This is a genomic window from Psychromonas hadalis ATCC BAA-638 (assembly GCF_000420245.1).
GTDB lineage: Bacteria > Pseudomonadota > Gammaproteobacteria > Enterobacterales > Psychromonadaceae > Psychromonas > Psychromonas hadalis.
On the sequence record NZ_ATUO01000027.1, the window covers coordinates 15,671 to 29,766 of the forward strand.

Below are 14,096 nucleotides of genomic sequence, written 5' to 3' on the forward strand. Positions count from 1 at the left end.
TCATGATACAATGGGTAATAGGGGATTTATACTTTTTACAAATCAATATATATTGATAAACCGTTCATTAAATGAGCGATTAGTAAGCTATTTTGTAACGGTGATAATAATTTTACCTATCTAAGTGAGGCCATTATTATTAATTTTTGTCTGAAGTATAATAATCAAGATCAAACAACTTATCACGTACCCGCCAAAATCGCCCCTCTTTAGATGCAATAACAATCTCTGGGTGGCGTAAACGGTGTTGATTTTTAATCACTTTTGTTGGTGCACTGTCACTAAATTCACGATGGCGGTCAATCAAGTGAGGCTGAATAAACTGATTTAAAAAATCACGCTTTTGCGCTTTGCTTGATAACTGCCAAACCTGTTTAATTTCAGCACTATTTTCACCGTAATAAGTCACTGTTAACTGAGGTTTATCAAAACGATTTTTACTCGCTTCAAGCTTCATATCGGTACATTTTAAGATCATTGCATCTTTAAGGTTCATCGCATCACGCAGTTTTTTATCGGGATCAACCAAAATATGTGCGCAACTATTACAACGCCGAGCCGCAATATCATTGGCCTCTCCACAGAGCTCACAAATTTTAGCGCGAAAACGATAACCACAAATATCACGATCTCCATTCTCGAGCAATTTATAACCTTGGCACTGCCGTCCATAATGTTCAATCACAAAACCAGCGGGATCAATCTTTGCCCAAAAATTATTATTAAACTGGCAAGCAGGACAGGGAATCGTCACCAGTTCACTGTCACTGTTAGGCTTTGGGTCGCCGATCTCAGGCTGATAAATATCGTAACAGTTACCTGCAAACTCCATCACTAAGCACTCTTTTTTCCCTGCAAACAAACGTAACCCTCGCCCAACAATCTGCTGATATAAACTCAACGATGCCGTAGGGCGTAAGATAGCAATCAGATCAACATGAGGCGCATCAAACCCCGTGGTTAACACAGAAACGTTAACCAGATACTTTATCTGCTGATTTTTAAACGCATTGATAATACGGTCGCGATCGTCAGCGGGCGTATCACCAATCACGAGCGCTGCATTTTCATCTTTTAGATACCCCATTATCTCCTGTGCATGATTCACCGTGGAGGCAAAAATCATCACACCCAAACGATCTTTAGCCTGTTCAACCACCTGTTTAATAATAAGTGGTGTGGCACGTTTGGCTTTTTGGATCACGCCATCAAGATCAGATTTTCGGTAGTGTCCTGATTTCGAGCTACTAATAGCGGAAAAATCATAACCTAATACCGCCATATCCATCACTTTCGGTGGCGTTAAAAACTGCTCATCTAATAAAAAACGGATCGGTAAATCAAAGATACAATCACGAAAAAAACGTGACTCTGTAGCGCGAACCTGACCACGGGTATGATATTGATAAATCCAACCTAATCCCAGCCGATAAGGGGTTGCGGTTAAGCCGAGTATTTTAAGCTTGCTATTATTTTGTTGCAAATGCTTTATCACACGCTGATAAGCACTATTTTCATCAAGTGGCACACGATGGCACTCGTCAATAACCACTAAGCTAAACTGCTCAGTAAACATCTCAAGGCTGTTAACAATCGACTGCACAGAGGCAAAAACCACTTGTAAAGAAGACTCTTTACGCCCAAGCCCCGCAGAAAAAATAGAGGCTTTTAAGTCGTAACTTTCATACTTTTGATGATTTTGCTCCACTAACTCTTTGACATGGGCAAGCACTAAGACACGCCCTCTTGCTAATCGTGCCAGCTCTGCAATAATCAGGCTTTTTCCCGCCCCAGTAGACAATGCAAGCACCGCAGGCTCACTACTTTTGCGAAAATAATGCAGGGTCGCATTAACGCTATCTTGTTGATATGGGCGCAGTGTGTACATTTTATTCCAATATAGCATTATTTAAATCATGCAAGTGTAACCTAAAAAAGAGATAATCTAACAAAATAGGAGCGAACAAATGACTGAAATTACTAAAGTACAATTAATCGAACAACTGCACCTTTGGAACTCACAAAAAATAGACAATGAACAGTTACAAGAATGGATGGTAACGCATTACGATCCGCCTGAAGTAGAGATTGGTTTAGGTGAAACTGAGTGGGTAGTTGATGCGATGAATATTATTATGAATGAGTATGAATTGGCAAAACTTAATAAATTTAAAAGAGAAAGTTATCAGTTTGCCTTGGCCTTTTTAGACAGTGATGAAAATAATTTTGAACAATATAAATATTACTTTGTGCATGATGGATTTTTGGATTAGAAAGAGTGTTTAAACACAAACTACGCAAGGCTAACCCCCTGACTTTTGTAGAAAAATCTAAAAAGTGAATAGGACGTGATGCTTCAGCTTCGCCTTTAGTAATCGTTACATAATAACTTGCGCTAAATTGTTTTCAAAAAGCCTGTAATGATTGGTTATTTTGAAAACAAAAGCGCAAGTAATTCTGAAACCGATCCTTAGTAAACAAGGCAGGACTAAAGTCCTACGTCCAAGTGAAGCTTCTGTCCTGCTCTTTTACGCTGATATCTCAACAGGTGGTTTAATATAACCTTGATAACCTTCTGCTCTTAACGGTTTAATGGTTTGCAGATGTTTCTCATCTTCAATACCGGTCATGATCACCTTAATACTCAACCCTCTGGCAATATTAATCAGCGCACGACACAACTCTAAGTTTTGCTGATTTTCTTCGTTTTCTTCATTATTATAGCAAGAAAGTGACATATCTAACTTGATGTAATGTGGTTTCAGTTGTTGCAAGTAAGTGAGTGCTCCCATCTGCCTACCACAGTTATCGACACCAAACTGAGCACCACCTTTACTGATAATTTCACACAGGTGCAAACATGTCTTTAAGTTTTGGGTAATGCCCGCTTCTGACATCTCAAAATGTAATTTCTCAGGGTGTTTTATTTTCGCTAAATGGGAAGCTAACCAAGTATGAAAATCAGGATTAATCACACTTTCTCGGGAAAGATTAACCGCAATAGGTTCACTATTTAATGCCTGTAAATTATCACTCTCGATCGCTTCTAGCAGACACCTATCTAATTTATGACCCAGTGATAAACGTTCAATATAGGGCATAAATTGATTAGCACGAATCACTTTACCTGCTATTTCTAAACGACAATAAATTTCACGGTGTATTATTTTATCATCACTGCATTGCTGAATCGGCTGCCACTGAAACAGAAAACGGTTGGCACTGATCGCTTCAATTAACTGTTCGCGCCACGCTTCACGACTAAACTCTTGCTCTGTTTCAACATAAAACCAACGACTAATTTTATCTTCGTTTAACGCTTTTTGTAGGGCGTTATCAGCCTGTGATAGTAACTCTGCACGCGTAACCCCCTCGCTTCGCTCACTCACACCGATGGCAAACTGCTGATTGGGCTCGCAACCTGCATTTAACATCTCTTGATTAATTAGGCGGATCAGTGATTGTAGATACTCTGTTACCTGTTGCTTATCACCTTTACGCATTAAAAAAGCAAACTCGGTATTGGAGATGCGTGCCACCAAGGTATCTGCTGAAAAAGGCAGATCGTTAGCCAGTTTTGACGCTAATACTTTAATGGTTTGATCGCGTGTTTGATAACCATATTTACTATGGATTTCATCTAACCAGTTAAAGTCTGCCAATAGCAAGGCACCAAAACCGGGCTCATTTAACCAACTATTAAGTTGCCCTGTAAAATACAAACGGTTGGGCAACTGTGAGACTTGGTCGCGCAGAGTATCATTTTTAAGGCTATCGACCTCTTCATCTAATGCGCTAAAGACTTGTTTTAATTGTCCAGACATAGAGTTTATCGCACCGACTACCTCTTTTAATTCACTGGTAGAAGGAAGCGCCATATCAGGATGAAACTTGCGCTGTGAGACATCTTTTGCATGCTGTGCCACTTCGTGTAACGGTTTTAAAATACGCTTCAAACGTAGACGTAATACCACGATAGAAATAAGAAATAATACTGATAAAACCATCAATGTATTATTCATAATGCGCCATAATTCACGATAACCAATAGCGGGGTTCGACTCTATTTTCAGGATCGCCAATTGTAACCAACCCGAGGTGATAGTGACCTCTTTACTCTGCGCCTCAAAAAGGTCTAAATCGATAAACCATTGTGGTACTTTTTTAATGGTAATAGCATTGTTCCAAACTTGATTTTTTTGATCAGCAAGCCATGTCAAACTTACCTGTTTATAAAATCCACCTTCAAAAATCACGTTCACTAAGGTATCAACCGTGGCTTGATCACCCGTTTCTAAATGCGGTTTTAACATTAAGCTCAGCGAGGTGATGGTATTATTAAGATCAGATTCCATCTGATTTTCCATGAATGCTTTGGTTTCAGTAAACTGAAAATAGACCAAGCTCGACATCACTAATAAAAACAGTGCAAACAGCAGTGAATTTATCTGATTAAAAAGGGTCATTATTTTTACTCCATTCTCGATTTTGGTTGTTTAAGGTTTGAGATCCCCATGCGTTGATTGAGGTTTGTCCAACGTTTTAGACGCTCTGATTTACCTGCAAGCACATCTTGGCCTTTCTGTTTATTAAGCCAAAGTTGCTTACCGTTAAAGCTATAAACAGGGATCAGATCCGGTCGTTGTGTCGCAGGTTTGATACGTCCATCAATGTTATCAAGGATAAGTGGGATAGAGCCGGGTGTTTCATAATAAGCCACCACCATATGGTATTGGTTAAGTTTGACCGCTTTAACCATAGTAATACGCATTTTTTTATCAGGGATACCAAGCTCTAACAGGGTAAAATATTTCGCGATAGCAAAGTCTTCACAATCCCCCGCATTTACCCCTAAAAACTCAATAGGGGTTGCCCAGTAGTTGCTCACTCCCCAAAGTTTAATATCATCAGTAAAACGTAATAGGTTGAAAAAATTATTTACATTTTTCAACTGTTCAAATTCATCCAATGCATAGGACTTTCCCATTACCCTAAACCACGCTTTGCCTCTTTTTCCTGCCCGTTCACCATAATTACTCACCAGTGCGGCAACTATTTGTTGCTCATTGAGCTCACTACCCTTTTTTGCATACAATAACGACGCGGTGATCAGTAGTAACACACTGATCATCACTGCGCGATAAGCAAGTGAAAAGGGTAAGCTTTTCATGTGAGCTTACTCTAACTCATCATCAACACTGTAGATGGTCCACTTCATATCTCTGAAGCTTTTATCACTGCTGATCTCGGCAACAATACGGCGATTACGTGCATGGATATATTCATCATCCCCCTCTAACAGTAGTTTTTCAAAACCATAACCGATGGCGGTAATACGTTCAGATGAGATCTCAAATTTCTGAATCAAAATATTTTTTATTGCCTGAGCACGATTTTGTGAGAGTTTTTTATTTAGTGTAGCTTTACCACGAATACTGGTATGGCCCTCAATGGTGACATTGGTTTGTGGAAACTCACTCATAAAATTAGCCAGTTTTTTGATTTCAGGCAAGTACTCACTTTTCACCATATAAGAGTTAGTGGCAAAGTTTAGCTGTAATTTACGATGCACTGTCTCTACTGTTTTAGAGCCACAGCCACGGTTATCAACCTGTGCGCCAGCGTAACTATCTGGACACTCATCACGCGCTAAAATAATGCCATCACCTTCACTGTCGCTCAAATCAAACTTCTGCACTGTCGGCTCTGCTGTCATATCAACAACTTGCACCGAACATGCAGTCAAAAACAACACACTTATTAATGTGCTTATTAATAATAAGAATCTCATTGCGTTACCCCTCCATCAAACCGCTGTTCACCTAACCATGAAGTGGGTCGTGTAACGCGCAGTGCATCCACTAATAACCCCATCGCATGTAATATTCTATATTGTGCTGATATTTCAGTAAATTCTGCATCTAAAAAATCTCGACGTGCCTGATATAACTCATTTTCTGTATCGAGTAGATCCAGCAAACTACGCTGACCAATTTTAAACTGTTCATGGTAATCTGACTGGGTATCTTTAGAGGCGATAACATGCATCTTGATATATTTCTTCTGTAAGTTTAGTTGCTCAAACGCATTCCATGAAAGAATAAATCCTTCTGTCACTTGACGATACACATTACGATTTAACTCTTTCGCTTCACTCATCTTATAAGCGGTTTCTTTGGCATAAGCTTCATCTTTACCGCCTGAGAAAATATTGTAAGAAACACGTATCATCGCGATCACTTCATTATTTTCACCTCCGACATCACCAAGATGGCCATCTTCACCATCGACGTTATCATTGAAATTTGCATTGAGATCAAAAGAAACCTTAGGGTAATAATTTGACTTTGCAGCGCCGTGCTGCGCGTATGCGGACTGAATATCATTGCTTGCTGATTTGATCACAGGATGGTTTTTTAATGCTAATTGTAGCCCAATTTCTTCTGTTTCAGGTAACATTGAAGCATCAGGGTAAGGAATAACTAAATTTTCAGGGCGCTGATTAATGACACGATAAAAAATAACTTTACTGTCTAAATAGTTATTTTTAGCCGCAATTAAATTCGAGTGTGCTTTCGCAAGACGACCATTGATTTGCGAAAGATCAGCGGAGCTACCAAAACCAGAGTCGGTGCGTAGTTTAATTTGTTCATAAATCGCTTGATGCTCAGATAAATTCTTTTCAGATAAGGCCACTAATTTTTCAGACTTGATAAGCTCCAAATAAACCTTGCTCACCTCTAACGCTAAATCTTCAGCAATACTGTACAAACGCCACTGCTCTGCACTGGTCGCATAGCTGGTGCGGTCCACTTCACTACTGGTATGAAAACCACTAAACAGCTCTTGTTTGAGACTTAGGCCTATTTCACGGCGCGTCAGATCCACCGTATCATCACCACCAGTCAAACCCGAACGACGCGTACCTGGGCTATCGGTATATTCATAACCGATACCCGCTGTCGCATCAATGGTTGGCCAGTAACCAGACTCGGCTTGTTCGACCTGCTTCTCACTCACTTTAAAACGTGTGTAAGCTGCGCGCAGTTCAGGGTGTGTATCAAAGGTATAAGCAACGGCTTGCTCAAGTGATTGACTGTTAACCAGGTTTGGCAAAAATAGTACACCACATAAAAACCCTATCGCCCCTTTTTTTACCAGTTTGAAACCTTGCTGTTTCATAGTAACTCCATTTAGATTATCCACTTTTAATATTCCCTGAGCGCCATCTCTTTTGCTCTTAAAAGTGGATTCAAAATATATTCAAGCACCGTGCGTTTGCTAATCATTATATCAACGGTGGTCATCATACCGGGGATGATTGGCATCTCTTTTTGGTCCCTGCTGTGCATGCTTGATTCGGTGGTTCTCACTCGTATTATATAAAAACTATTACCCTCTTTATCTTGGGTAGTGTCCGCACTAATGTGCTCAACGATGCCTTCAAGCCCGCCATAACGGGTGAAATCGTACGCTGTAATTTTCACCATTGCTGGTAAACCGACATAAATAAAAGCGATATCTTTCGGGATAATTTTCGCTTCTATCAATAACTTGTCCTCGGTAGGCACTATCTCCAGTAATACCTCACCCGGCTTCACGACACCGCCAAGGGTGGTGATATGTAATGTTTTTACCGTGCCAATAACAGGCGAGATAATCAGCGCTTTGTTTACTTTATCTTTCACCCCTACCTGCGCCTCATTTAAACGAGAAAGTTTAGATTGCAACTCATTAACTTGCGCACGTGCCTCAGTGCGAAACTTGAGCACCGCTTCACGGCGTTTTAAAATCGCCTCTTCAAAAGTAGATTGCATTTTCGGTTTTAACAAACGCAACGCATTTAACTCACCTTTAATATCATTCACTGTGCGTTGCAGTTTCAGTAATTCAACTTCAGGCACGATCCTTTTCTTGGCTAACGGTATGGTTAATTTCAGTTCACGATTAGCCAGTCTTAAACTACTTTTTAGTGTGTAAATTTTGGACGTTAGCTCTTTTATCTCTTGCTCACGTTGCTTTATCTGTTGCCCAAGAATGGCGACTTGGTTATCAATATTATTGAGACGAATATCGTATTCATCCTGTTGACGAGCAACAAGTGCGGCTGAGTTTGTTTGCAAATCATCGGGAAATGTCAGTTGCTCTTTTTGTATTTTAACTTGCAGTTGCCATGTTTTAACATCAGCAACTAATACCGTGCTTAGCTCTGCACGTAGGCGAATAATATTAGCGCGCAGTGCATTTACCTCTTGAGTCTGTTGCGCCATGTCTGAACGGAAACGAGTATCATCAATACGCGCCAGAGGTTGCCCTTTAATTACTCGCATCCCCTCTTTGACATATAACTCTTGTAAGATACCTCCATCGAGACTTTGAATGATTTGTACATGTGAGGAGGGAATCACTTTACCCTGACCGCGGGTCACTCTATCAAGCTCCGCAAAATAGGCCCAAACAAGAAAGCAGGTAAAAAGTGCAGCTAAAGACCAAATAGTTAAACGGTGCACGGTCGGTGCTTGCGTGAGTATCGCGCCGTAAACATCATCTGCCATCTCTAAATCTTGTTTACTTATCTTCATGATTTAGTCTCCTGTTGTGCTTTTTGAGGCGCACCACTGAGTAAGCCATTTTTGAGTTGCTCTAAAATAATCTCTTTACCACCATCAGCCACTAAATGACCGTTATCGAGCACAATAATACGATCCACTAATTGTAACAGGTGCATTTTATGAGTGATTAAAAACAGGGTGCGATGTTTTGCCGTTTGCATCATCGATTGCATAAACAGTTTTTCAGCACGTGCATCTAAGCTAGCGGTTGGTTCATCAAGTAATAATATTTGTGGATCGTTTAAAATAGCACGTGCCAGTGCTACCGCTTGGCGTTGACCACGGGAAAGTGATTTACCCCCCTCACCCACTTGTAACTCTAATCCTTGTGATTTCATATCAGTAAATAAACTGACACCAGAGAGTTGCACGGCACGTATCAGTTGGTATTCGGTCACCTGTTTGGTACCAAACAGAATGTTATCTTTGATCGAGCCATGAAAAAGCACGATATCTTGAGGTAAATAACCGATATTTCGACGCAGATCACTGGGGTGGATCTGGCCTTGATGTAAACCATCATAACGAATGCTGCCTTGCGTTGGTTTAAATAAGCCTAACAGCAATTTTGCGAGTGTTGTTTTTCCTGAGCCGTTACGGCCAATGATTGCTATTTTTTCACCTGGTTTAACACGCAATGAAAGTGGATTCAGAGCGGGTTTTTCAATATCAGGATAATGAAAGTTCACATGTTCAAAAACAATGTGCCCTTCAAGTTTACTGCGACTCGCAAGGTGGCCTTTATTTTCAAACTCAGCTTCTTGTCCCATGATGCCATCAAGCTGACGTAACGAACTCATGGTTTGGTTGTAACGTGTCATCAATGAAGCAATTTTTGCCATCGGCCCCACTGCACGGCTAGAAAGCATCACGGCAGCAATGATGCCACCCATCGAAATAAGACCATCAGAAACACGATAAACCCCTAATACAATCACCGCGACCACCACCATCTGCACAATAAAACTAGACACATTTGCGACTGAATTAGTGATGATTTTGGTTTTAAGTTGCCAATTTGAGGTATGACCGAGCATCTGTTGCCATGCATTTTGCACCACCCCTTCCGCGCCATTGGCTTTAATTGATTCCAATGAAGAGAGACTTTCAACAAGGTGACCATGACGCAAACCAGAAAATTTATTACTTTCGTCTATTGCATGACGTAGTTTCGATTGTACTAACATCGCATAACCTAAAATCAGCACGGTTGCGATCACTGAAAATACTGCTAAATCGCCCGCCACAAGGTAGATAATAAACACAAACAGTAATGAAAAAGGTAGATCAACTAATGCTGTGACTGTCGCAGAAGACAAAAACTCACGAACACTGTCAAACTCACCCAACTGCCTTGCCATACCGCCAACACTCGGTGCACGTTTTTCTAAAGGGATACCAATCACTTTTGCAAACAGTTTTGAAGAGACTTGAATATCTATCTTTTTCCCGGCCATATCAATTAGATAAGCACGTAGCTGTTTTAAAATAAAATCAAAGGTATACGCAATGCTTGCACCAACAGCGAGTACCCATAAACTTTCAAAGGCTAAATTAGGCACAATTTTATCGTAAATATTCATCACTAACAGGGGAGAAACCAAGGCAAATATATTGATCAAAATAGAGGCGATAATCACATCACGATAGATAGGCGCAGATTGGCGAATAGTATCCCACAGCCAATGTTTTTCGGTATTACCAATATGCACATCAAAATCACGATCGCCATGATATTTCTGTTTAATTAAAAACAGGTAACCCACATAAACAGCTTCTAATTCCTCAATAGTTAACTGCTCTTCACCACCCGTTTCAGGTAGAGAGATAACCACTTTATTGGCTTTAAAGTCTAAAGATTGTAATACACACGCTTTTTGGTCTTTAAGCATCAACACACAGGGCAGTAACATTTGCGGGATATTATTAAGCGCTTTACGGCTTAACTTGGCCGTTAAACCCGCACGCATGGCTGCCTGTGGCAGTAACTCAGGAGAAAGCACACTACTCGTTAGTGGCAGACCCGCAGCTAACGCTTCGGCTGAACAGGGATTGCCGAAGTGCTCACTTAATAAGACTAAACAGTCTAAAAGTGGATCTTCGCTAATATGTTGTGATGAGTTTATTGTCCATTGTGGCTGCGATGCTGACATTTAAATACTCGAATCCAGATGATAGTTAGCTAAGTATATAACTTATAAAGAGTTATGTGGGTGGTAGTTATTAATAAAAGGTAAAATACACTGCAATTGAGATGTTGGTTGGAATAGATAAGTGATCAATGGAAGCATATCGTAATACTTCCATCTCACACTATTTTAACTTATAAAATCGTGAATCTACTTGTCATAGCATCGAGGAATGATCATCAGGGATGGTAATTATCATCGTATCAGCATCAACAGAAACATTATCACCAATAAATAACGCCCCTTTGTGGTCCCCCGTTAACATATCATTAATTATGGTGACATCATCACTGCCTAGATTAACACCATCTAATACGATAGTTTGTGTGCCACCATCTGCATGCACGGTGATAATGGTGTCTTCACCTTCACCTCTAAAATCTAATAAATTATCAAGGTTGTCACCAGCACTAAGATTTAACAGGTCACTCAGATCAAGCACATCACCATTTACTTCTGCAAAATTAAAATCTTTTACATGGTCAATGCCAGTGTCCCCTTCTAACCAAACAAAGGTATCTACACCATCACCTCCGATAAGGATGTCTTCTCCCAATCCTCCAATAATTCTATCATCCCCAGATTCACCATTTATAAGATCATTGCCATCTGATCCTACTAATACCTTTAATTCAGACCCTCCAAGAATAGAAACATAGCTGTCTGTACCATCAAAGACAGTCAATGTTAAGCTAGGATCAAACCCTTCAGCGAGAGGGGTGTCGGTTTGAACAACAAGATCTGTGAGACTAAAATCAGAACCAGTGTCAGTAAAGCTGGCACTATCTATGGTCCAAGTTCCATCACCATTGCCTTCTAACTCGACAAAACTATCATTGCTAGTGTCAAATATATGAGCATTTGTACCGTCAGGGAAACCACCCAAAGAGATCAAAGTAACGCTTTCACTACCATCGGTAACGATTAAGCTATAAGCCAATTCTATTGGGTAGCTGTAACTTGTTTGAACAATTCCGATTGTTGTCAGACCTAACAAAGTTAAACCATTATTCTTGCCACTTCCAGCAGCAGCAACCACGAAGGAGAACTCATTGAACGGTTTATCATTGCTCAGAACAATATTGTGATTTGAGTTGGGAATATCATTGATGTCGTAGGTCTTAATAGTTGTTGTACCGTCAGAGTTATAAATAGTAAACTTGACGACCTCACCCGACGAATTTTTAAAAATCAAACCAAGATCCGTTAGGTAATTCGGCAAATTAACCGATAACTCATCCCCCTCCTCGATACGCTTCTCACCGCCAGTTCCAACACCAATCCCCTGGCCACCACTGGTATAAAGGTAATGATCACCCATCTGAGTAATAGTGGTGCCATCAACATATTTAATCTCCGTAATTTCTCCGCTCGATTGTCCATTCTCAGAATATATGATGGTACCGGTCGACGTGAGGTCAACATTTACGATACTTTCAGCCCCTACTTCAGCCGTAAGGTCATTCTCCAAAACTGCAATGTTATTTACAGTGATATCAAATGCTGATGATGTAGAACTGCTATCAGCGTTGGAATTCTCAGTACTTGTTGCCACCACATTTAATGTGTAGGTAGTTGTAGCTAAGATATTAATCGTTTGTAATGTTAGATTATTTAAACTCCAATTTGTAATATCAATACTTGTAGTCGAAGCATCTGCTGTAAATGAATGAGTACCATCTGTAAGTGTAAAACCGACTGGAATATCTTCTAATACAAGATCGAGTACTTCTGAACCATCTGTATCCGTCAAACCAGAGGTTATATTAAGTGCAACAGAAGACTCTTCATCTATCACAATTGCCTCTGTAACCTCCACTATCTCTACTTTGTCATATGTTATGGAGTGAATAAGATAGTCATCACCTTTGCCAGGAGCACTGAATACTATTTGATCAAAAGCGGCCCCATTTTCTGGTTGCAGTGTAACGACTGGGTCAATACCATCATTTCCCCCCAAAATAGTACCACTTCCTACTTCATTACCATCTTTATAAAAAGTATAAGTAGCATCTTCCCTTGAATGTTTCCATGCAAATGCTACCTCTGCAGAATAAATCTCGTTATCAAAAGTGACAACCAGTAATTCTGAACCTCCTATCTCTGCGTCTGCACCAGCAGCGCCACCAAAAGCGCCACCAAGAACACCAAAACCTTGTGGATGACGGTGTGTACTAATAGTTGATTCCACACCGACTGAACTAAATGCTTCTATTTTAAACCCACTACTTGTATCAGCTACATTAAAAATGTTGATCTCTTGAATTACAGTTTCTTCAGTTGTAACACTTAAGGTAGGCGCATCAGCGATTGCCTTGACATCTATCGAAGTAGTTGCTGAAGCCTCGCTCCATTCAGTGTTTGTTTTAACACTAAATGCAAAGTTTGCATAATCAGTTTTTTGTTCACCAACCCCACTATCACTGTAATCATCAGATCCTGAATCATCAGGGTCTGCTTTGAAAGTAAGAAGTCCAATATATGCAACATTTATCTCTGATCCAGATTCCGTAATAATAATGCCGTCATAGTATAGATCTCCCATAATAGGTAGAGTTTCAATTCTAATAGCAGATAAAGAATCGCCTTCCTCATCAGTAAAGTTGAAGTCAGCTTGTTTATAAACATAGGTAACATCTTCATCTAATGTGATGCTACTGCTTTCAGCGAGTGGTGCGTCATCAACAGCTGTGACAGCAATATCCAGTGTTGATGTATCGGTATCAAGTGCATCGTTATTATCAACCAGCGCGTAACTCACTTGTGGCATATTACCCACAAAGTTATCCGCGGGATCGAAGGTGTAATCCCCGTTGGCTGCAATAGTTATCGTACCGGCCGGTGTATTTGCTGTCTGCCCTGCCGTATAAATTATGGCATCGCCTGCTACCGAGAAGGTAGTTACCGAGTGGCTGTTACTGTCCGTATCGATCACATTATTCAGCACATTACCTGATTTATCGGTATCTTCCAGGGTGCTCACTTGTTCATTATCATCACTGATAGCATCGGTGATAGGCAGTACTTTCACATCCAGCGTAGAGCTGTCCGTGTCGGCTGTATCCGTGTCATTTTGAACCGTGTAGCTTGCCTGTGGCATGTTGCCGTTGTAGTTTTCAAGTGGCGTAAAGGTGTAAGCACCGTTCACGGCAATACTTAGTGTACCCACATTCGCAATGGTCACTGTCTCGCCGGCATTCACCGTTTGATTGTCAACAGTAAACTCGGTAACCGAGCTGCTGCCGTCAACATTGCTTGTGTTATCAAGTACATTACCCGTTGCCACTTCACCTTC

At 40.5% G+C, this 14,096-nt stretch carries 9 protein-coding genes; 1 reads left to right on the forward strand and 8 read right to left on the reverse strand.

The genetic code is table 11. The annotated features are described in order from the left end of the window. Positions 1-139 precede the first annotated feature (139 nt). On the reverse strand, positions 140-1,888 hold the full coding sequence (gene radD, locus G322_RS0105325) for a DNA repair helicase RadD (RefSeq protein WP_022940775.1): 1,749 nt from the start codon (positions 1,886-1,888) through the stop codon (positions 140-142). Positions 1,889-1,967: 79 nt separating this feature from the next. Between radD and G322_RS0105330 the strand changes: the two genes are divergently transcribed. Further along, a complete protein-coding gene (locus G322_RS0105330) occupies positions 1,968-2,273 on the forward strand; it encodes a hypothetical protein (protein ID WP_022940776.1) in 306 nt (101 codons plus the stop codon). Positions 2,274-2,528: 255 nt separating this feature from the next. On the opposite strand, the gene G322_RS0105335 is transcribed toward G322_RS0105330, so the two are convergent. The 7 genes from G322_RS0105335 to G322_RS22175 form a co-directional block, all read right to left on the reverse strand. Next, entirely contained in the window at positions 2,529-4,466 is a 1,938-nt protein-coding gene (locus G322_RS0105335) for a bifunctional diguanylate cyclase/phosphodiesterase (RefSeq protein WP_022940777.1), read from the reverse strand. 5 nt (positions 4,467-4,471) lie between these two features. After that, positions 4,472-5,170, reverse strand: a complete 699-nt coding sequence (locus G322_RS0105340; RefSeq protein WP_022940778.1) for a transglutaminase-like cysteine peptidase — start codon at positions 5,168-5,170, stop codon at positions 4,472-4,474. 6 nt (positions 5,171-5,176) lie between these two features. Further along, on the reverse strand, positions 5,177-5,791 hold the full coding sequence (locus tag G322_RS0105345; RefSeq protein WP_022940779.1) for an OmpA family protein: 615 nt from the start codon (positions 5,789-5,791) through the stop codon (positions 5,177-5,179). Beyond that, on the reverse strand, positions 5,788-7,182 hold the full coding sequence (locus tag G322_RS0105350; protein WP_022940780.1) for a TolC family outer membrane protein: 1,395 nt from the start codon (positions 7,180-7,182) through the stop codon (positions 5,788-5,790). The genes G322_RS0105345 and G322_RS0105350 overlap by 4 nt, the downstream gene beginning before the upstream one ends. Before the next feature lie 26 nt (positions 7,183-7,208). After that, positions 7,209-8,582 (reverse strand): HlyD family type I secretion periplasmic adaptor subunit, encoded by a 1,374-nt coding sequence (locus tag G322_RS0105355; RefSeq protein ID WP_022940781.1) that lies wholly within the window; start codon positions 8,580-8,582, stop codon positions 7,209-7,211. Continuing rightward, positions 8,579-10,765: a type I secretion system permease/ATPase gene (locus tag G322_RS0105360; RefSeq protein WP_022940782.1), complete on the reverse strand. Its 2,187-nt coding sequence runs from the start codon at positions 10,763-10,765 to the stop codon at positions 8,579-8,581. Before G322_RS0105360 ends, G322_RS0105355 begins: the two co-directional genes overlap by 4 nt. A 193-nt stretch (positions 10,766-10,958) precedes the next feature. Next, the gene (locus G322_RS22175; protein WP_245542282.1) at positions 10,959-14,087 is read right to left on the reverse strand and encodes a calcium-binding protein; all 3,129 of its coding nucleotides are present in this window, start codon (positions 14,085-14,087) and stop codon (positions 10,959-10,961) included. Between the last annotated feature and the right edge of the window lie 9 nt (positions 14,088-14,096).

Coding starts and splice junctions, on each gene's coding strand:
- G322_RS0105345 (WP_022940779.1), bottom strand. CDS start 5,791: ATGAGATTCTTATTATTAATAAGCACATTAATAAGTGTGTTGTTTTTG.
- G322_RS0105330 (WP_022940776.1), top strand. CDS start 1,968: ATGACTGAAATTACTAAAGTACAATTAATCGAACAACTGCACCTTTGG.
- G322_RS0105335 (WP_022940777.1), bottom strand. CDS start 4,466: ATGACCCTTTTTAATCAGATAAATTCACTGCTGTTTGCACTGTTTTTA.
- G322_RS0105355 (WP_022940781.1), bottom strand. CDS start 8,582: ATGAAGATAAGTAAACAAGATTTAGAGATGGCAGATGATGTTTACGGC.
- radD (WP_022940775.1), bottom strand. CDS start 1,888: ATGTACACACTGCGCCCATATCAACAAGATAGCGTTAATGCGACCCTG.
- G322_RS0105360 (WP_022940782.1), bottom strand. CDS start 10,765: ATGTCAGCATCGCAGCCACAATGGACAATAAACTCATCACAACATATT.
- G322_RS0105350 (WP_022940780.1), bottom strand. CDS start 7,182: ATGAAACAGCAAGGTTTCAAACTGGTAAAAAAAGGGGCGATAGGGTTT.
- G322_RS0105340 (WP_022940778.1), bottom strand. CDS start 5,170: ATGAAAAGCTTACCCTTTTCACTTGCTTATCGCGCAGTGATGATCAGT.